We start from the raw sequence: 20,575 nt of genomic DNA on the forward strand, positions 1-20,575 counted from the left end.
TGGCGCTAAAACTCGGGTGAAGCTCAGCCGCTGAAATTCACTTCGTTTTAGGGTTGTTTCAGAGTCATTCCAGGAGCGATCGGGTAGGGATAACCTATCCGATCGCTTGTCATTTAGGATGAGTGCATTGATTGGGTACGAATCCATACCAGGCACAGCAGCAGTGGCAAGACGGGTGACGAGACTATGGTGGGTTGGCTGATTCTGGATGGACTCTTGGCCCTGTCTGGGTTAGGAATTGGGATCTTTTGGGTGCGATCGTGCCAGTCCTTGGCCGGTGCATCGCGGCTGGAGCCGGTGACGCTCGCGGAGATTCCGGCTCGATCGATCGCGGTGGTGATCCCCGCCTACAACGAAGAAGTAAACATCGTTGATTGCGTGCGATCGGTCTTGGCCAGTGAGCTGCCGGACAATGTGGAATTACAAGTGTGGGTTGCCGATGACCAATCCAGCGATCGCACCCTGGCCCTGGCCGCAGCCTTGATGCCCACCGATGCCCGGTTGCGGGTGCTGCGAGTGCCCCCGCGCCCCACGGAGCAATTGTGGTTAGGCAAAAACTGGGCCTGTGTCCAAGTGACAGAGGCGATCGGGGAAACCGTAGATTATTTGCTGTTTATTGATGCCGATGTGCGGTTGGCTCCTGGGGCGATCGGGGCCGCCTTGACCCTGGCCGATCGCCAACAAATCGACTTGCTCAGTTGCGCCCCCCTGTTGGTTTGTGGCTGCCTCTCAGAATGGTTGGTGCAGCCCATTGTGGCCAGCGCCATGGCCATTGCTTTTGACTTCCGCACCTTGAACGATCCCAAATCGCCCACGGCCTTTGCAGCGGGGCCCTTCATGTTCTTTCGGCGATCGAGCTATGCCGCCATCGGTGGCCACGCCGCCGTGGGCCATGAATTAACCGAAGACCTGGCCCTCGCTCGCCAGATTCGCCAAAGTGGGCGATCGCTGCATTTCGCGCTGGGGTTGGGGTTGATGCGCGTGCGGATGTATCAGAACTTTGCGGCCCTGTGGGAAGGTTGGACTAAGCATTGGCACATTGCCAACCAAAACAACATCCCCAAAACCCTGATCTCAGCAGCGGGGCTATTTGAAGTGTTTGCCATGCCCTGGCTGGGGTTGTTAGTCGGGGCGATCGGGCTACTGATTGACGGCCCCTCTCCCCTTGGGTTTGCGTCCTGTGGGCTAGCACTCGCCACCACGATCGCGGTCTGCTGGATGCGCTGGGCGATCGCCCAACAAACGGACCAATCCCTGCGCTACTGGTGGCTGATGGGCGTGGGTGGCGTTTTGGTTTTCGCGATCGCGATCGCCTCAATCATCAAAGTCGAAACCGGTTGGGGATGGACTTGGCGCGGCCGCCCGTTAACCCAAAGTTCTTAACTCCTGAATCAAACAAGCAGACCGGAAAGCTAACTGGGGAACGATTTTTGAACCATCAAGCAATTGCGCTTTCCATAGCGACGGTAACGCACCCGCCGCGACAATTGCTCCATAAACATCAATCCTCGCCCCGATTCCTTCTCCAAAGGATTGCGTTTTTCTTGTTTCAGTAAAGCCAACTTTGCATCCCAATCAAAGGGATCGCCGTAGTCCCAAATTTGAATATTTAAACAACGTCCGCAACGGCCCACCTCAACCACGATCGGGGTGTGTGGGGGGCGGTGATGGTGCGCATGGCGAGCCGCATTCGTAAATCCTTCCGTCAAAATCAACTGGCACTCCCACAGAAATTGCGGCGGCAGCGATTCAGGAATAGCCCGCTTCAAAATGACATCAAACCACTGCAACAACGAAGGCAGTTCCTGAAGATCCGTTGTGAGGTGCAGGTGCGATTGATGGCTGGTGGGCATCCAGCGGTTATCCGTTTGGTAGTCCCACCAATGGTGCAGACGGGGCCCCAACCCCTGAGTCCACCATTGCTGCCAGCGACGGGGCCGCAAGCAATCTCGCAACCAGGCAAGGCGGCCGCGCAGAGATTTAAAGCGGTTTGATTTGATCGAACCTTGAGGACGCGCGCCCATGTGACTCGCCTAACTACATTGCGCCGCTGCTGCGGGAAAACAGAAGTGCGACGGTTTTGAGAATGAGTTTTAAGTCGTGCTTCAAGCTCCAGTTTTCCTGATATTTCAGGTCTAGGCGAATCACGTCCTCAAATTTTTTCACCGTCGATCGCCCATTAACCTGCCACTCACCGGTCATTCCAGGACGCACATCTAACCGCTGCCATTGGGGAACCTCATAGCGCTCCACCTCATCAGGCGTGGGCGGCCGAGTACCCACCAGGCTCATATCTCCCCGCAACACATTCCAGAATTGGGGTAGCTCGTCCAGGCTGGTGCGGCGTAAAAAACGACCAATGCGAGTAATGCGGGGATCGTTGTCATTCTTGAAGAACGCACCCTCAGCTTGGTTTTTAACTTCCTTGCGCCGGGCTTCTGCATCAGAAACCATGGAGCGAAATTTCCAAAGCCGAAACCGCTTACCCATCCAACCGCAACGGGACTGGCTAAAGAGAATGGGGCCGGGGCTGTCAAGACGAATCGCGATCGCGAGGGGAACAAACAAAACGCCCAAAATGGTCAGCCCCACCAGCGAACCTGCAATATCGAGGGTGCGCTTCACCCACGATCGCACCGAGGGGTGAGTAGCCGGTGGCAACACCTCTTCTGATGCAGCCTTGGCGCTCATGAGGGTGGTGGCCCGTTCGATCGGCAACATCGCATCCAAACCCGTCATGGACAACACAGCCATCACTGGCGGCTGCACATCCCGCAGTACAAAGCTCACACCCGTCGCATGGGCCAGCTTATAGCTGCTGACCAATGCACCGATACCGCTGCTATCCACAAAAGCGGTGCGGCTGAAGTCCAGAGTGATTTGAACCGGAAGCGATTCCGATTCACAGAGCATTTTGCAGGTGTCCTTAAAATCAACGGCTTCCAGAACAGAGAGGCGCTCAGGGATATGAAGAACCGTTTCAGTGGTTCCAGCCACAGTTGAAACACCAATACTAGTCGGCTGCGAAGTCATAGAACCGTGCGAATCACGCGATGATTAGCAGTTGAACCTGAAACTGAAGACAGTTACGAATATCCTGTTGCACCCCTAGGAGAATGTCTGAGACGTAACTTGGGGTACTGGCAACGCAAGAGCTGCCTTCGGGGCAGGGGGCCTAAGCCCCTTGTCGTCGATCGATGAGACCCACAAGATAGCCGTTTTGGCTTTTTAGACATCCCCTAACCGATGACTCAGACTTTGAGGGCCTAAACACCGATTTTGCCTTTGCGGTCAGAATACCAGTGCGGGTTTGCAATGGTAGCAATTATGCTGTCAGCTACGACGAATTTTAGGATATTCGATCCGCTCATTCATATATAGCTCATCTGTTGGCAGTTACTGGCCATTTGCGCCTGATTCTGATCGATGACGATCAATTTCATTTGAAATTCCTAAATACTTCTATAGTGTTCGATTGATGGCGTAGCTGATAGGGATTCTAGGGGTCGATCGCCCTGAAACCGGCTCCCAAATTTTGAGAAACCAATACCGCAAAGGGAGCCGATCGCTTCAAAATCGGCCCCATTTCCTCAGCTAGCCGGTCTAAAAGCCGCTAATGCCGTCAGCGGGAGCGCCCACCAGGTATGCCACCACTCGATTACCCAGCAGCACCTTCGTATCGCAGCCCACAGACTCAAAGGTGACCTGACCAAAATCAAGGCCGGTGATGCGATCGACCCCTCGCTCAAAGTCCAGAATCGTGATGGTTCCGGGGCGATCGCCCAACACGAGCGTATCCCGTCCCGCGCCACCGCCCAAGGTATCGTCTCCTTGGCCACCATCTAGCCAATCGTCTCCATCGTTGCCTAACAGCAGATCTTTGCCCCAACCGCCAAAGAGGGTGTCGTTACCATTGCCGCCGCCCAAGGTATCGTCGCCATTCTGACCAACCAACAAATCATTACCTTCGCCACCCAACAGGCGATCGGCATCCGCTTCGCTACCCAGGAGATCTCGGGTCACTCCCCCATCAAGGTCACCAAACAGGGTGTCATTGCCCGCGCCGCCCACCAGCAGGTCTTGGCCCAAATCACCCCACAGAAAGTCATCATCTCGGCCGCCCCAAAGGGCATCTTGGCCACTGCCCCCAAAGATGCGATCGCGCCCGGGGCCCCCTTGCACCACGTCATCCCCCGCGTTGCCGTTGAGCTGGTCGTTGCCCGCATCACCGTAGAGGTTATCGTTGCCACCTAGCCCAAAGATGCGATCGGCTCCCTCGCCACCCCGAATTTCTTCGCTGCGATCCGAGCCGGTAATGAAATCGCTGGAGTTGCGGCCCAACGTGGCCGGCTGGGCGATCGAGTTCTGCCGAAACTGCACTCCGGGTAAATCCGGCAGCGGCAGCGGTGCTGGCTGCGTTGCTAGGTTACAAACGGGAGCACGCGAACTGCCGATCGGCGTAACTGTCGAAATATTCGGGAAAGTGACCCCTGACCCCGAGTTCGATCCGCCATTAATCACAATGCCCCGCGACGCATCGATCACAACTCCCGGGCCACTGGTGGTTGGTGTGCTGCTTCCACCGGTTGGTGTGCCGCCTCCCGATGTGCCGCCAGTGCCGCCTCCTGATGTGCCGCCTCCAGAGGAACCACCGCCGCTAGCCGTGTCGTTATCAGTATTGGTTGCTGTAATTTCAAACGGTGACAGCGACGTGTACTTAGAGTCGCCAGTTGTCACTGAGCCGGTGATTTTGTAAGCAACCGTACCATCAACAATTGAGTCGTCAACACCTGTAACCGTAATAGGTTGCGCTGTGTTCCAGTTCTTGTCGTCAAACGTCACTGAAGCAGGCGAGACAGTTCCTTCAGCCTTGTTGGAGCTAACCAGACTAATTTTCACTGGGCTGGTTGGCTGAGAGGTCAACTTTAGATCAAATTTTGCTGTACCACCCGACTCTGTAGTGACTAATCCTGATGCTGGTGTCCGCTCAATTCCAGCAACATCATCATCAGTATTGGTCAAGCTCACCGATGCAGTTAGCGCATCATATTTTCCATCCGGAGAGCTTGACTTCAGGTCGATTTTATAGGGCTGATCTCCGTCGTCCACATCATCATTAACACCAGTCACTGTAACTGACTGAGTACTGTTCCAGTTATCTTTAGTGAAGGTGAGAGGAGTTACGGAAACCGTTCCTTCAGCAGTATTGGAACTGGTCAAGCTAATTTTTACATCATCTGTGGGCTGAGATTTAAGCTTTACGTCAAAGGATGTCGTTTTACTGCCACTTTCTGCCGTTGTGAGTCCAGTGGTCGGCGTAACCAGTAATCCTGGCGTTAGTAAATCATCATCTTTGATAGTAATGGTTTGGGATACGATGCTAGACAGGGATAGTCCAGGCGATGGATTTTTCAGAGTGAGGGTGATGGTCTCATCATTACTGTCGTCATCTGAGAATGTTGAAATCTTGGGAAATGCTTCTGGATCAACTGGATTAAGAACAAGAACGCCTTGTGTTTTACCGGCTGGAATAATAATCTTTAATGAGCTTTGAGCCGGATCAACATCATGAATTTCATAGTCTGCGTCTGCGGTTGGGTCACTTGTAAGTCTTGTTGCATTTCCTCCCAACTCAATTTCAATGGTTTGATCACTCGCAACTGGTGAAGTTGTAGTGACTTGAATGACTGCATTATTTAAAGGCTCTTCCTCATCAATTGTGAAGGATGTTGCGTTCGATGACAGAGTTGTCAAGGATGCCAGATCAAATGACAGGCTGACGGGGATTTGCGTAATTGATGTTTGCCAGTTGTTGGGATCCCCAACGTATGACAACCAAGCACTTTTGTCGGCTTTGGGAGTCCATGCTTTGAGTTGCCCAGCGGTTCTATAGCTACCGGCAGGTAAAGTAGTAGCAGTTGACCCTAGCGATAACCCTTTAGCCATTGGGCTATTCGAGTTACCGAAAATAGTAGTAGTGGATTGAGACTCAAAACCATTAGTGGTATCAACTTGAAAGATAGGGGTCAGTTGAGCGGGTGTGGTCAAGGATGGAGGATCTACTGTGCTCTGAAAAGCAGTAATTTGATCACCAGCCGAATCCAAAGAAAGGGGTGAATAGGGAGACGAAGAAGACCATCCAGAAGCACTTGTGGATGATATGTAGGTTCCAACTGGAATGTCACTAGGCGCGGTAAATTTGATGAGACCTTCACCTGTCCTAAAACCAATTGTGTCCTCTCTCCATGCGTTGTCAGTAAAGTAGATATTTGTGCCAGAAGCTAGTGGTACAAGATTGATAAAAACGAATGAGCTTGCGTCATAGCGGACGATCGCGATATCGCCGGGGGTCAGGGTGGTAGGCATGATGCTTCCTCGTGACGATCGAAGAAATTAAGAAAAGGACGTAGACAACCAATTAACCCCGTCGCGATCGATTGACCGAGCGACAAAGGCGGCGACCAAAGACCGGATTTGACGATCGCGCGGCTTGGTCTAACGCAAGTCGGAAAATCGGGGCTTTGGGGTGAGATTTACGAAAACTTTAAAAGAAACCTTAAGATGCAGCCCCAATTTAACTATACCCAAGCGGATGAGCGAAATTTCCACTGAGGGAGCCAGAGATCATCAGCCGGCCTTGTGTGGGTAAGGGTCTGGGCCCGAAACTCAAAAATTTGTAGCGATCGCGACAGCAAGCGGCTTGACCCCATTAACCTTTTCTTTACCCAAGCGGTTTATGCTAGCCGCCGTTTGCCCCTGTCATTATTCACCACACACCAACGGGCGGCGCAATCGGCAGTTTTAGCCGCCGCGAGGCAGTTTCCTCGTCAAGCAACCCACTCGACTTCAGCTCATCGCCGATTTCAAATCAGGTTTCAGATTTCAGACCTCAGACTCGATCGGTTGATTGACTTCACCCCTTACGGAAGCTCTATGAATTACTCACTCCTGCGTCGAATGACCCGTCACGCGGCTGCTGGCTCGATCGCAGCCCTGGCCCTCTCCCTAGCCGCCTGCGGTGGCGCACCCCAAGCAGGCAACAGCCCCGCCGCTGGCGAAAGCCCCGCTGCCGGTGCTAGCCCCGCCGCTGCGGAAGCAACAGCCACCGTTAAGGTTGATGGCTCCAGCACCGTGTTTCCGATTTCGGAAGCCATGGCTGAAGAGTTCATGAAAGTCAACACCAGCACCAAGGTGATTGTGGGATCGTCGGGAACCGGTGGCGGTTTCAAGAAGTTCTGCGCCGGGGAAACCGATATTTCCAATGCTTCGCGACCCATCAAAACAGAAGAAATCGAACTCTGTAAGAAGGGCAACGTGGAATATGTGGAGCTGCCCATCTCCTTTGATGGTCTCTCGGTGGTGGTGAACCCCAAAAATGATTTCGCCACCTGCTTGAGCGTTGATCAGCTCAAGAAGATGTGGGAACCGGCCGCAGAAGGCAAAGTGAAGAGCTGGAAGGATGTGGATCCGAAATTCCCCGACAAGCCGATGACCCTCTACGGCCCCGGTACGGATTCGGGAACCTATGACTACTTCACCAAGGCCATTACTGGCGAGGAAGGTAAGAGCCGTGGGGACTACACGCCGAGCGAAGACGACAATGTGATTGTGCAGGGCGTGTCGGGTGATGAAGGCTCCTTGGGCTTCTTCGGCTATGCCTATTACGAAGCAAACAAGGATAAGCTGAAGCTGGTGGAAATCAAGGGCAAGAGCGGCAAGTGCGTTGCTCCGAGCGCTGCTTCGATCGCCGACGGTTCCTACGAACCCCTGTCGCGTCCGGAATTCATCTACGTCCGCAAGGATGCCCTCAGCCGTCCTGAGGTGAAGGCCTTTGTGGCATTCCAGATTGATGCGGCCAACAAGCAAATCATTGCGGATACGGGCTATCTGCCGCTGCCCGATGAGGTGCTGACGCTGGCGAAGGAGCGCCTGGAGAAGGGAGTGACCGGTTCTGTGTTCGGTGGCAAGGCTCCGGCTGGGGCTAAGCTGTCGGATCTGCTGGCGGCTGAAAAGGCTGGCGGTGCCGAGAAGAAGTAAACGGGTTCAGCCTGGTGCTGAGGGGCGATCGCCTGGGTCTTTAAAATCCTCACGGGGGCTTTAGATGGCAGGGCTGATCATCCCTTGGCTTGTGGCAGATTCTTGAACAGGAGCGTTTGGGGCCGAGCATCCAGCATGGACAATGCTTCGGTCACCTTGCTCCGTGGTCAAGGTGATGCGACAGGTGCTGAGTGGTTGATCAGCCGATTGCCGGTTTGCAGTTAAATCTAGAGAAAATCGAAAAGGTTTTGGCGGGTTCCCGCACCCCTTCCCTATGGAGAGTTCCCTGCGCGATCGCGCACTTTGGCAGCCCAATCGTCAAGCGAGTCACCGTACAGAGTTGATCGTTCGACTGATTTTGGGTCTTTTTTCATTTGTATCGGTCGCCACAACGATCGGGATTGTTTTCACCCTGATCTTTGAGACGATCGATTTCTTCAGAATCATTCCCGTTTGGCGATTTTTCACAGAAACCCGCTGGACTCCGCTCTTTGCCAGCGCCCAATTCGGGATCATTGTCCTGATCAGCGCCACGGTGCTCACCACGGGAATCGCCATTTTGGTGGCATTGCCCCTGGGTCTGCTGTCGGCCGTTTGCCTGAGTGAATATGCTACCCCCAAGGTGCGACAGGTGCTGAAGCCGGCCCTGGAGGTGTTGGCGGGTGTGCCCACGGTGGTCTATGGCTACTTTGCTTTGCTGTTCGTCACGCCGCTGCTTCAGAAAATCATCCCCGGACTGCAAGGGTTTAATGCCCTGAGTGCGGGGATTGTGTTGGGTGTGGCGATCACGCCGCTGATTGCCTCTCTGAGTGAAGATGCGATCTATGCCGTGCCTCGCAGTTTGCGAGATGGTTCCTATGCTCTGGGGGCCACGAAGCGCGAAACCATCATTTCAGTCGTGTTGCCAGCGGCCCTGTCGGGGATTGTGGCTTCGGTGATTTTGGCAGTGTCGCGGGCGATCGGGGAAACCATGATCGTGGCGATCGCAGCGGGTCAGAATGCCACCTTGGGTCTGAATCCTTTTGTTTCCGCCATGACCATGACGGCCTACATCGTGCAGGTCAGCCTTGGGGATACGCCGGCCGGGTCGATCGCCTACCGAACCCTGTTCGCAGTGGGTACCACCCTGTTTGTGATGACCCTGGTATTGAACGTGTTCAGCTTTTGGTTTGTGCGTCGCTTCCAGGAAAAATACGACTAATGGCTATTTCAAACGAATCCCAAGGGCGATCGCGCGCGTTGCTCTTCAACCCTCGTCTGGATCAGCGCTACGTCAAGGACAATATCTTTGCTGGAGCCACCTGGGTGGCCACCGGGTTCGCCATCCTGGTTTTGGTGGTGCTGCTGGTGGATACCTTCATTGATGGAATGCCCCGCATTAGCTGGCAATTCATCACGAGCCTGCCCTCGCGCAAGCCGGAATTGGCCGGGGTGGGCGCGGCGTTGGGTGGTTCCATTTGGCTGCTGGTGCTGACGGCGCTGATTGCTTTCCCGATCGGGGTGGGCGCGGGCCTGTACCTGGAAGAATTTTCGCTCGAATCCTGGTGGTCTCGCCTGATTGAGATCAACATCTCCAACCTAGCTGGCGTACCCTCGATCATTTATGGTTTGCTGGGATTGCAGGTGTTTGCCCGCTGGCTGCAACCCATCACTGGCGGCCGCAGCGTTCTGACCGGGGCCCTAACCCTCTCATTGCTGATTTTGCCGGTGATCATCGTGGCCACCCGCGAAGCCCTGCGCACCGTCCCCGACGGTCTGCGTCAGGCAGGCTTTGCGCTGGGGGCAACCCGTTGGGAGGTGGTTTCGGCCCATGTGTTGCCGCTGGCCCTGCCGGGGATTTTGACGGGAACCATTTTGGCCCTGTCCCGGGCGATCGGGGAAACCGCCGCGCTGATCACCATTGGAGCCTTAACCTTCGTTCCCTTCATCCCCAACAATCCCCAAAGCCCCTTCACGGCGCTGCCGATCCAAATCTACAACTGGGTCTCCCGACCTCAGCAAGGTTTCCACATCAACGCCGCCGCCGGGATTGTCGTTTTGATGATTGTTCTGCTGGCCATGAATGGCACGGCAATTCTGTTGCGCAACCGGTTCCAGAAAACTCTTAACTAGTTCTTAGGATTCCTAGAATTCCTGGTTTTTTGGGAATTCTGGTGACCGGTACGTTTTATAGTTCTGCAAACGCTCTGCGGTTGATCGATCGGATTAGGACTCATAGCCTGCTCATGGCCCGTAATCACCGGATCTTGACGATGGGGTTGAGATCGACCGCGCTGGATGCTGATGTTTCGACCTTCTCCCTTGCTTCTTCACTTTTCAGTTCAGGTTTGACTGGTATGCAATCTTCTGTCACGTCCAATGCGGTGTTATCTGCCCGATCGGTCTCGGTCTACTACGGTCCCAGCATCGCGGTGCGCGACGCATCACTAGACATCCCACGGGGCGAAATTGTGGCCTTCATTGGCCCCTCCGGTTGTGGCAAGAGCACGATTTTGCGTTGCTTTAACCGGATGAATGACCTGGTTCCCAGCGCCCGCGTTGAGGGACAAATTACCTACAACGAAGAAGACCTCTACGGCCCCAAGGTCGATGCCGTTTCCATCCGTAGCCGCATTGGGATGGTGTTCCAGCGCCCGAATCCCTTTCCCAAATCCATTTACGAAAACATTGCCTTTGGGGCCCGCATCAATGGCTATCGCGGCAACATGGATGAGCTAGTTGAAAGCTCCCTGCGGCGGGCTGCCCTTTGGGATGAGGTGAAAGACAAGCTGCGCGACAGTGGCTTGGCCCTCTCTGGTGGGCAACAACAGCGCCTTTGCATTGCCCGCGCGGTGGCCATTCAACCGGAAGTGATCCTGATGGATGAGCCTTGCTCGGCCTTGGATCCGATTTCCACCCTCCGGATTGAGGAACTGATTAAGGAACTGAGTGGTGACTACACGATCGTGATCGTGACCCACAACATGCAACAGGCCTCGCGGGTGAGCGATCGCACGGCCTTTTTCAACGCCCAAGCCACCGACTCGGGCAACAAGGTTGGTTATTTGGTGGAGTACGATCGCACGGAACGCATTTTCCACGATCCCGTGGAAGAAGCCACTCGCGATTATGTAACCGGTCGATTCGGCTAAAACTTCGGCCCCAACCAGAACCCTAAACGAAGGAGAGGATGCGTTCATGGCTCAATGAACCAGCATCCTCTCCTTTTTAATGGTTGCACTTCTTTAGGGTTGCACTTCGTCTGAACTGCGTTTGAAGGGCGGCGGTAGATGAAATCTTGAGGGGGATCTGAGTAACGTCGAAGCTGTGGCGTTAGGAGTTGGCAGGTGGTGCAGAATGCAATCGTTGAAATTGGCCTCAGCCGGGTTGGGGCGCTTCTTGCCCATGATTTCTGGCCCATTTACTGAAAGCCCATTCACCCCTGCAACAGACCATTAACTCCTGCAACAAATCAATTGTGATTAGCGGATTTTGATCAGCCAATGTTGATCAGCCTTTGATCAGCCAATGTTGCCATGAGTTGCGACTAGGATTCCAACAGGAACCACACAAACATCGCTTTAATGGCGATTGGGATGACCCAAGGCTTCATCAAAGCTTTCATCCACCATCATTGAGGACAGCAGAACGGGCGCAAACAAAACGGCAATTACGAGTAGCACAGACATTGATGAACCTCCCTTTTGGGTGAAGGGTAGAGGTAGGAGTTGCATCGCTCAATGGATGCAGGATAGATGCTTTCTGGGTGGATTGCTTTGTACTTTGATTGTGTCACGATCGCCCGATCGAGCCAGTGATGGTTTAGCCCGTGGCGCGTGACAGTACTCGGCGGCTTTGTCGATCGTTGTCGTCAGTCTGAGCGATCGCGATCGCACCCCCATGGTGTCCCACTGTTCGTTTCCTAGGTTAAGCATCCCTAGGTTAGGCATTCATGGAATCAGCCACGGGATGAATGATCTAGATTTCCCAGATTCCAGCTTCCTAGATTCCAGCGCGATCCAGAGCAATCACCAGTTTTTTACAAGATTTCCTTGAGAAATTCTCTGAGAGCGATTTCAAGGCATTTCAGGCCAGTTCTGGGGCGATCGATCCGGCAACAACTGATTTCGCGTATGATTAGGGCCACTCAATCCAAGACGAGTGGGCAAACCAATTGAACCCAAATTCGTCGCTACTGGACTTGGGTGCTGGATCTTGAGAAGTAGCAGTTGAGAGGGTAGCGGTGGCCTACAGGGCCTTGAAGCAATGGCTCGCTCGTTACTGGGAGAGCATTGCTAAAGCAATCAGTCGTCCAAACGATCATGAAGGTCAACAGATCACCGAGAGCATTTTGACCATTGAACCCTAACCCAAAGATCGCTTTTGATCTCCCTTGGTCAGGACAAATTGCCCGTTAGCAAATTGCCAATTAAAGCACCAACTTTGCTGTTTGGCGAATTGGCTCATTTAATTGGTCGGCTATCGATGCTCCGATGCCCATTAGCCTACATCAGAATCGGCAAAATTCATCCCTTTCTTCATTTAGCGATTCACTGCTTCTAAATTCTATGCAAATTCGCCGCATTCAACCCAATCCGGCCGTTGCCGTTGACACCTTGCGCTATCAAGTGCGTGTGCCCGATAGCGAGCCTCGCCATATTTTGGAAAAAATCGTTTGGCACAAGGAAGCAGAGGTCGATCGGCTGCGGGAATCGTTACCCCTAGTTAAACTTCAGCAACGGGTGCGAGAAGCCCAGCCCCCTCAAGACTTTTTAGCCGCATTGCGTCAACCGCCGGCCCCTCAACCAGCGCTAATTGCGGAAGTGAAAAAAGCCTCCCCCAGCAAGGGCGTGATTCGTGCGGATTTTGATCCGGTGGCAATCGCCCAAACCTATGAGGCTAGCGGTGCAGCCTGTTTGTCGGTGCTGACGGATCAGGAGTTTTTTCAGGGCAGTTTCGATTATTTGGCGCAAATTCGGCAGGCGGTTAATTTGCCGCTGCTCTGTAAAGAATTTGTGCTTTATCCTTACCAAATTTATCTGGCTCGATCGCTCGGGGCCGATGCCATCTTGTTAATTGCAGCCATCTTGACTGATACGGATCTGCAATATTTCTTGAAGATTATTAATGCCTTGGGAATGACGGCATTGATTGAGGTACATACCTTGGCCGAATTAGACCGGGTTTTAGCCCTGGATGGGGTGAAGTTGGTGGGGATCAATAATCGTGATTTGGCCACATTTCAGGTGACGCTGGAAACCACGATCGCCCTCTTAGAAACGCGGGGTGAGCAACTGCGATCGCGCGATATTTTGGTGGTCAGTGAATCGGGCTTGGGCAATCGTTCAGATCTCGATCGGGTGCTGAATGCCGGAGCCGGGGCCGTGTTGGTGGGGGAATCACTGATGCGTCAGCCGGATGTGGGCCAAGCGGTCAATGATTTGCTGCATGGCACGACCGATCGTGAATGAGCCTCTAGATCAACCCCAGTCCGTCAACCATCTACCGTCGTGAGGATGGTTGAGCGATCACTTGCGGCAATGGTGAAGCACCAATGGCTGAGGGAGAAAGGGTTTAGGGTGTTTCGTCATTTCCATCGCCGTAGGGGTTGGGTCTCCCAACCCTAACCCGGGCGATCGCCACAACCCTGTCCATCCCTGGGAACACCCAAGGATCACGGGAACTAGGCGGGGAAACCCCGCCCCTACGACTGATTGGTTTAAAGAACGAGGTCATCAGGGTTTCAGGTGATTTGACGACAGGCTCTAAGTCCCTTGTTTGCGTTGATCACGGGGCTGTGCAGCGTAGCAATTTGGACTTTCCAGACATTTTCTTAGAGATTAATTGATTAAAAAATTCGGTAGTACTGCGACTCAGTAATAATGAACAGGCGGTAGCCTGTCTTGGCAAGCAATCTTGCACTGGAAATCATCATCTTGCAGACAGCGCCGAAGTTTGTTCTATAGAATGCAAATATACGAACTAGTTCTAAAAATCTAAATCAGTCTTGCCTGTCAGTGCTACAAATCACTGCCTAAAGCCGCCATTCGTTCTGAAATCAGAGTAATGTTGCTGCCTAAAACTAATATTAGGTGTTATCTTGAGTCAGCCTACTTTTACAGAGTCGATCGCGGATTTATTTTGATAGGGTAAAGATCTCGGATTTTCCTGTGCGATTTTTTACACTTGAATATTTTCTTGTGTATTTTTTTACACTCAATCAATTTCTTTCACAAAATTTTTACAAATCTCCAATAGAGTTGGCAGTCAGCAATCAACCTCATGACACAAGGGAAATGGGAGCTACTATCTGCTTTGAAATGAAACAAATAAGTTACTCTAGCTGTTCATAACTTAGAGCAAATTTCACAGCCCGAGCGCATGACCTAATCACTTGCCACCGACTTCAGATCGTTATGATTTTGCACTCCCAACCAACCGACCGAAAGTTTGCAGCCACGCTGCCAAGCCTTAGTTCTTTCCTCAGCCTGAAGTTGTCTCGCAACCTGCTGATGCGGTTGATTGTGGGAGGCACGGCGCTGCTCGTAGGCGTGGGCGCATATATTAGCTATCAAACTGTGCGCCAAGCAACACTGGAAAACTTAAAGCAGGATGCACTATCCCGTGTGACCAACAAGTCCCAGGATATTGATAGTTGGTTGGCATTGTTGAAAACACGCGTGGAAATGTTATCCAACGTTGGAGTAGTGCGATCGATGGACTGGGCGATCGCCAGTCCCTATCTCAAAGCGGAAGATCAACGAATTGGAGATTTTTCGTTTTTTGGCTTCACCACAGCAGCAGGAATCCGCCAAAGCACTGTTGCCAAAACCAAGCCGGCCGATGTGCGCGATCGCCGGTGGTTTCAGAAGGCAATGACTGGGCAAATTTATGTCGATGATCCCATGATTGCTCGGATCACTCGTGTACCTGGCGTGGCCATTGCTGCACCTATTTTTAAAGATCAAAACTCAAAAGAGAAACCCGCTGGAGTCATCCATGGGGTGGTCACGATCGATCGGATCAAGCAAGTCACCAATCAGTTGAAATATGGCGATCGCAGCTATGCCTTTGTGCTCAATTCCAAGGGCGAGGCGATCGTGCATCCCAACTCAGCATTCATGTCCACCATAGACAAGCCCGCGCCAAGCTTGGTAGTTGCCCAAGACGCAGGGTTGGCCCACATTGCCCAACAGATGGTCAATCGGCAGCAGGACATTCAATTGGTCAAAATTGACGGACTTGAAAGCTATGTGGGTTTTCGACCACTCACCGAAGCGCAATGGTCTGTGGCACTGGTGATTCCACGCCAGAATATTGAATCTCAGCTTCAGCTACTGGATGGCATTGCGATCGTTGTTTTGCTCCTCGTGGGCACGCTGATTGGCGTTTTGGTCTATGTTCAATCCACGGAGCAAGCACAGCTCAAGCAATCCAAGGCCGCAGCAGATTCCGCCAATCAGGCCAAGAGCGAATTCTTATCAAACATGAGCCATGAGTTACGCACGCCCCTGAATGGCATTTTGGGCTATGCCCAAATTCTTAGTCGCTCCAAAACTTGGGGCAAAAAAGAACAAGATGGCATCCAAATTATTCATCAGTGCGGAACCCACCTACTGACCTTGATTAATGATATTTTGGATCTTTCTAAAATTGAAGCTCGTAAATTTGACCTGGCAATTAATGAATTTCATTTGCCCTCGTTTCTGCAAGGCGTTGGCGAAATTTGTCGAATTCGCGCTGAACAAAAAGGTATTGCTTTTATCTATCGAGCTGATTCAGATCTACCGATCGGGATTCGCGCCGACGAGAAGCGACTACGCCAAGTCTTGATTAACCTTCTCGGCAATGCAATCAAGTTTACTGATAAAGGACAAGTGACATTTCGCGTTCAAGCCCAAAAACTCGATGATCCGTCCCTATACCGTCTGCGATTCCAGGTTGAGGATACGGGTGTGGGGATGACACCAAAACAATTAGAAAAGATCTTTTTGCCATTTGAGCAAGTGGGTAATAGCAAAAAGCAGTCAGAGGGCACTGGTTTAGGACTCGCTATCAGCCACAAAATTGTGTCCTTAATGGGTAGCCAAATTGAAGTAGAGAGCACACTGGGCCAAGGCAGTACCTTTTGGTTTGATGTGCAGCTACCGGAGGCCAAAGAATGGGCAACCGCCTCTCGAACAATTGACCAAGGAACAATTGTGGGTTATGAAGGCAAGCAACGCACCATCATTGTGGTAGATGATCGTTGGGAGAATCGCTCTGTGATTGTCAGCCTCCTAGAGCCACTTGGATTCAAAATGGTGGAAGCCCAAAATGGTCAAGATGGTTGGGAAACTGCACTGAATCATGCTCCTGACCTAATCATTACGGACTTGATGATGCATGTCATGGATGGCTATCAACTACTCAGACAAATTCGCGCCTCTGAAACTTTGCGCAATGTTGTGGCGATCGCGTCGTCAGCCAGTGTCTTTGAAAGCAATCAGCAAGAGGCGATCGATGCGGGCGCTAACTTGTTTTTGCCCAAGCCAGTCCAAGCTGAAGTACTACTTCAAATTTTGCAAGAGCAACTTAACTTAACTTGGATTTATGAGCAAGCCACCGTCCCTGATCCTGCCTCAAAAACTGAACCTCTTCAGACCCAAGATGTGATTCCTCCCGCTTCAGAAATTGTGCAACGGTTGCACGATCTCCTGATGGACGGTGATACTCAAGAAATCTTATCCATGGTTGCTGAACTGGCAGAGTCCAACCCGAGCATGGCACCTTTTTCTGAGCAAGTCACTCAATTGGCAACTCGCTTTCAACTTAAACAACTACAAGCATTGCTTGAGCGCTACTTAGCTCAATAGCAAAAATGGTTATTGAGCTTGCTTCTCTCGGTTTAATGATCCTCAACACTTCAAGAAGATCTAGAAAATTTTGGGAAATGCTTGCATAGTCTCTCCCAATCACCGGATGATTAAATCAACTCCTGATGACCTATGTCAGCATCTGCGTCGAATGAATTTATTTTAGTTGTGGATGATAATCCAACTAATTTGGCGGTTTTATCAGAAGCGCTGAATAGTGCCGGGTTGCGTTTTCGCGTGGCGATCGATGGTGAAAGTGCATTGGCGCAGGTCGATCGCAATCTTCCAGATCTCATTTTGCTAGATGTCCAAATGCCAGGTATTGACGGCTTTGAAACCTGCCGCCGCCTCAAGGCTAATCCACTCACAAGGTCGATTCCAGTTATTTTTACAACTGCTTTTTCAGACACAGAAAATAAAGCCAAAGGCTTTGCCCTAGGAGCAGTGGACTATATTCCCAAGCCATTTGATCAAACAGAAGTTTTAGCTCGACTACAGGTTCACCTCAAGCTCAAAAAACTAACGGAGTCTTTGGAACATCAAGTTCATGACCGCACAGCCGCTTTGCAAAAAATGCAAGTGCAGCTTGTTCAGCAGGAAAAGCTATCAAGTTTGGGAGAAATGATTGCGGGCATTGCACACGAAATCAATAATCCTATCAACTTCATTGCCAGCAACGTGGATCCGCTGCGAGAGCACATTAACAACATGGCGGAAATCCTGCGGCTCTATCAGCAAGAGCATCCACAGCCTTCACCAGAATTAGCCGCCGTTTTGGAAGATTTGGAACCGGATTTTATTTTTGAAGATAGCCTCAAGATTATCAATTCCCTGACGCTGGGAGCCGATCGAATTCGCGGAATTTCCACATCGTTGCGCACTTTTTCGCGTTCTGATGCCGAAACTAAAATTCCAGCGAACTTGCATGAAGGTCTAGACAGCACCCTGATGATTCTGCAACATCGATTGAAAAGCAGTGATCATCGTCCGGAGATTTCGATTCTCAAGTCCTATGGTGAATTGCCTCTACTGCCTTGCTATCCAGGACAAATCAATCAGGTATTCATGAATTTGCTCGCCAATGCGATCGATGCCCTAGAGGAGAGCGCACTGAAAGGCAAACCCCCCGATTCTGGGCTGCAAATTCAAATTACAACTCAGGCCACCAACGATCAGCAAATTGCGGTTTGCATTGCTGACAATGGAATCGGCATGAATGAGTTAGTCAAGCAACGGCTATTTGAGCCGCTGTTTACAACCAAGCCCGTTGGCAAGGGGACAGGACTCGGCCTAGCGATCGCCCATCAGATTGTGTCTGAAAAGCATAGTGGCACTTTGGAGGTGCAGTCAGAACTAGGGCGAGGCACTCAATTTCTGATTCGTTTACCGATTAATCCAAAATAAATTGATTCGGAATTGTCGCAATTTGCTGAAACCATCGGCTATTTCGATTAAGCAATTCTGGAATCGAAATTGTATGAATTACAATCTATGAATTGCGATCAAACAATAATTTATCCTGCGCGCGATCGCACAACCTTGTTAGCCCCAAGCGTTGGTCAAGCGTTAGTCAAGAGTTAGTCAAGAACTGATTAATATTTGCGCTATTCATTAGCTCTTGCTGGCAAATTTCATCCAGACTTGCATCGTGATCCCGTGACAGAAGCAGCGCGATCGCCCGAAACGACCTTGCTATAATCACCCAATTGCCCGGATTCTGGGCAACTTAGCAATCGTGAAAGGGCGATCGAATCATGGCAAATTGGCAAGTGATTTCCGGCGGCGTAACGGCTCCTAAGGGTTATAAAGCGGCGGGCATTACGGCGGGGCTGAAACCCTCAGGCGCGCCGGATTTGGCCCTGATTTATTCTGAAGTGGAGGCGATCGCCGCCGGGATTTTTACCACCAGCCAAGTACGCGCCGCCTGCGTGGACTACTGCCGCGATCGCCTGCAAGCCAAGCCCAGTGCCCGCGCGATTTTGGTGAACGCGGGGCAAGCCAACGCCGCTACGGGAGCAGCCGGTGCGGCCGACGCGGAAGAATGCGCCCAATTGCTAGCCAAAGAACTGGATATTGATCCCAACACCGTGTTGCTGGCTTCCACGGGGGTGATCGGTCAGCGGATCAAAATGGAGCCGATGCGGGCCGGGATTCCGCAAGTGGTGGCGGCCCTGTCCGACGAGGGGGGAGCCAGCGCCGAAAAGTCGATTTTGACGACGGATTTGGTTACGAAGTCGATCGCCCTGGAAACCATGATTGGCGATCGTCCCGTGCGAATTGGCGGCATGTCGAAGGGATCGGGGATGATCCACCCGAACATGGCGACGATGCTGGCCTTTGTCACCTGCGATGCGGCCGTGTCGCCCCAGCTCTGGCAGGAAATGCTGTCGCGGGCGGGCGATCGCAGCTTCAACCAAATCACCGTTGATGGCGACACCAGCACCAACGATTCCCTGTTTGCCCTGGCCAACGGTCAATCGCGCACCCCGGCGATCACCCAGTGGGGCCCGGAAGCCGAAAAGCTGGAAGCCATGCTGACGGCGGTTTGTACCCACCTGGCCAAGGCGATCGCCCGCGATGGGGAAGGGGCGACCTGTTTGATTGAAGTGGCCGTCAGCGGTGCGCCCGACGAAGCCGCCGCCCGCGCCGTGGCCAAGACGATCGCCGGTTCCGCCCTCACCAAGTCCGCCATTTTTGGTCGCGATCCCAACTGGGGCCGAATTGCCGGGGCCGCCGGTCGCGCCGGGGTGAAGTTCGACCAAAACAACCTGCGGATTCAGCTCGGTGAGATTGTGCTGATGGAAAACGGGCAACCGCTAGCGTTCGATCGGATGGCCGCCCACAACTACCTGAAGGCCGCCGCTGAGGGTGAGTATTTGAAAACCGACACGGTGGCGATCGGGGTCAGCATTGGCGACGGGCCCGGCTCCGCCAAGGCTTGGGGCTGCGATCTCAGCTACGACTACGTAAAGATCAACGCCGAATACACCACCTAATTCTGATGGTTGAATCCTGTTAGGCAAGGGGCTGAAGCCCCTTGTCTGGGGTGGTAATTGTTAGGGCATTTCATCGAGTCCAGCGTAGAGATCCTCGATCGCGATGGTCAAACCAATACTGATTAATTCCACCCGATCGCCCGCCTGATAAATCTGGCTTTCCCAGCGATCGCCCGCCACTCGCCGCTGACATTCCACAGCGACTTTTTCTTGGTCAATTAAGACATATTCTTCGAGGGTTTCGATCGCTTGATAATCCTCAAACTTGGTGGTGCGATCGAATAATTCCGTAGAGGGCGATAGCACTTCCGCAATCAGTTTGGGATGGCGTTTGACATAGCGATCGGTGCGATCGCGCGGGTCACAAGTCACAAATGCATCGGGATAGTAGAAGAAGCGATCGGCATAGCTGACTTTCACATCGCTGCCATAGAATCGGCAATCGGTTTGGCGCAAATGTCTATGAATCGCACTCAGCAAATTAATGCAGATGGCACTATGGTTGCCGCTGCCGCCAGCCATAGCATAGACCGAGCCATAACGGTACTCATGGCGTTGGCTACTGTCTTGTTCCAGCACTAAATAATCAACAGCACTAAAACCACTGGGAACGGCGATCATCTTGCGACTGTCCTGGCGCTCTGAATTTTAGGATAGCAAATGGATAGGAGCCAGCGATCGCCCGGAGCATTGACCTGCCAGGCTTAA

General features: G+C 52.3%; 13 protein-coding genes. 9 read left to right on the top strand and 4 right to left on the bottom strand.

Going from position 1 to position 20,575, the window contains the following annotated elements; translation table 11 throughout:
* The first annotated feature begins 186 nt into the window (after positions 1 to 186).
* The gene (locus tag H6G53_RS00900) at positions 187 to 1,383 is read left to right on the top strand and encodes a glycosyltransferase family 2 protein (RefSeq protein WP_190530631.1); all 1,197 of its coding nucleotides are present in this window, start codon (positions 187 to 189) and stop codon (positions 1,381 to 1,383) included.
* 29 nt (positions 1,384 to 1,412) lie between these two features.
* On the opposite strand, the gene H6G53_RS00905 is transcribed toward H6G53_RS00900, so the two are convergent.
* The 3 genes from H6G53_RS00905 to H6G53_RS00915 all read right to left on the bottom strand — a co-directional run bounded on the left by H6G53_RS00905 (position 1,413) and on the right by H6G53_RS00915 (position 6,366).
* A complete protein-coding gene (locus H6G53_RS00905; protein ID WP_190355038.1) occupies positions 1,413 to 2,024 on the bottom strand; it encodes an ATP-binding protein in 612 nt (203 codons plus the stop codon).
* 13 nt (positions 2,025 to 2,037) lie between these two features.
* Positions 2,038 to 3,033, bottom strand: a complete 996-nt coding sequence (locus H6G53_RS00910) for a sugar transferase (protein ID WP_190530632.1) — start codon at positions 3,031 to 3,033, stop codon at positions 2,038 to 2,040.
* A 570-nt stretch (positions 3,034 to 3,603) separates the two neighbouring features.
* Complete coding sequence (locus tag H6G53_RS00915; RefSeq protein WP_190530633.1) at positions 3,604 to 6,366, bottom strand: hypothetical protein; 2,763 nt, start codon at positions 6,364 to 6,366, stop codon at positions 3,604 to 3,606.
* A 567-nt stretch (positions 6,367 to 6,933) separates the two neighbouring features.
* Here H6G53_RS00915 and H6G53_RS00920 point away from each other — a divergent pair.
* The 8 genes from H6G53_RS00920 (at position 6,934) to argJ (ending at position 19,867) form a co-directional block, all read left to right on the top strand.
* Positions 6,934 to 8,037, top strand: a complete 1,104-nt coding sequence (locus H6G53_RS00920) for a PstS family phosphate ABC transporter substrate-binding protein (RefSeq protein ID WP_242030758.1) — start codon at positions 6,934 to 6,936, stop codon at positions 8,035 to 8,037.
* A 274-nt stretch (positions 8,038 to 8,311) separates the two neighbouring features.
* Positions 8,312 to 9,238, top strand: a complete 927-nt coding sequence (gene pstC / locus H6G53_RS00925; RefSeq protein WP_190530634.1) for a phosphate ABC transporter permease subunit PstC — start codon at positions 8,312 to 8,314, stop codon at positions 9,236 to 9,238.
* Entirely contained in the window at positions 9,238 to 10,149 is a 912-nt protein-coding gene (gene pstA / locus H6G53_RS00930; protein ID WP_099531983.1) for a phosphate ABC transporter permease PstA, read from the top strand. Before pstC ends, pstA begins: the two co-directional genes overlap by 1 nt.
* Positions 10,150 to 10,373: 224 nt before the next feature.
* Positions 10,374 to 11,168: a phosphate ABC transporter ATP-binding protein PstB gene (gene pstB, locus H6G53_RS00935; protein ID WP_099532015.1), complete on the top strand. Its 795-nt coding sequence runs from the start codon at positions 10,374 to 10,376 to the stop codon at positions 11,166 to 11,168.
* A gap of 1,416 nt (positions 11,169 to 12,584) precedes the next feature.
* Complete coding sequence (gene trpC / locus H6G53_RS00940) at positions 12,585 to 13,487, top strand: indole-3-glycerol phosphate synthase TrpC (protein WP_099531984.1); 903 nt, start codon at positions 12,585 to 12,587, stop codon at positions 13,485 to 13,487.
* A gap of 1,023 nt (positions 13,488 to 14,510) precedes the next feature.
* Entirely contained in the window at positions 14,511 to 16,871 is a 2,361-nt protein-coding gene (locus H6G53_RS00945) for a hybrid sensor histidine kinase/response regulator (protein ID WP_242030757.1), read from the top strand.
* A gap of 132 nt (positions 16,872 to 17,003) precedes the next feature.
* Entirely contained in the window at positions 17,004 to 18,275 is a 1,272-nt protein-coding gene (locus H6G53_RS00950; RefSeq protein ID WP_190530635.1) for a sensor histidine kinase, read from the top strand.
* Between the two features lie 350 nt (positions 18,276 to 18,625).
* The gene (argJ, locus tag H6G53_RS00955; protein ID WP_190530636.1) at positions 18,626 to 19,867 is read left to right on the top strand and encodes a bifunctional ornithine acetyltransferase/N-acetylglutamate synthase; all 1,242 of its coding nucleotides are present in this window, start codon (positions 18,626 to 18,628) and stop codon (positions 19,865 to 19,867) included.
* 60 nt (positions 19,868 to 19,927) lie between these two features.
* Here argJ and H6G53_RS00960 read toward each other — a convergent pair whose 3' ends face one another.
* Complete coding sequence (locus H6G53_RS00960; protein ID WP_190530637.1) at positions 19,928 to 20,488, bottom strand: Uma2 family endonuclease; 561 nt, start codon at positions 20,486 to 20,488, stop codon at positions 19,928 to 19,930.
* Positions 20,489 to 20,575 lie beyond the last annotated feature (87 nt).

Origin of the sequence: Limnothrix sp. FACHB-406, assembly GCF_014698235.1 — a bacterium.
Lineage (GTDB): Bacteria > Cyanobacteriota > Cyanobacteriia > CACIAM-69d > CACIAM-69d > CACIAM-69d.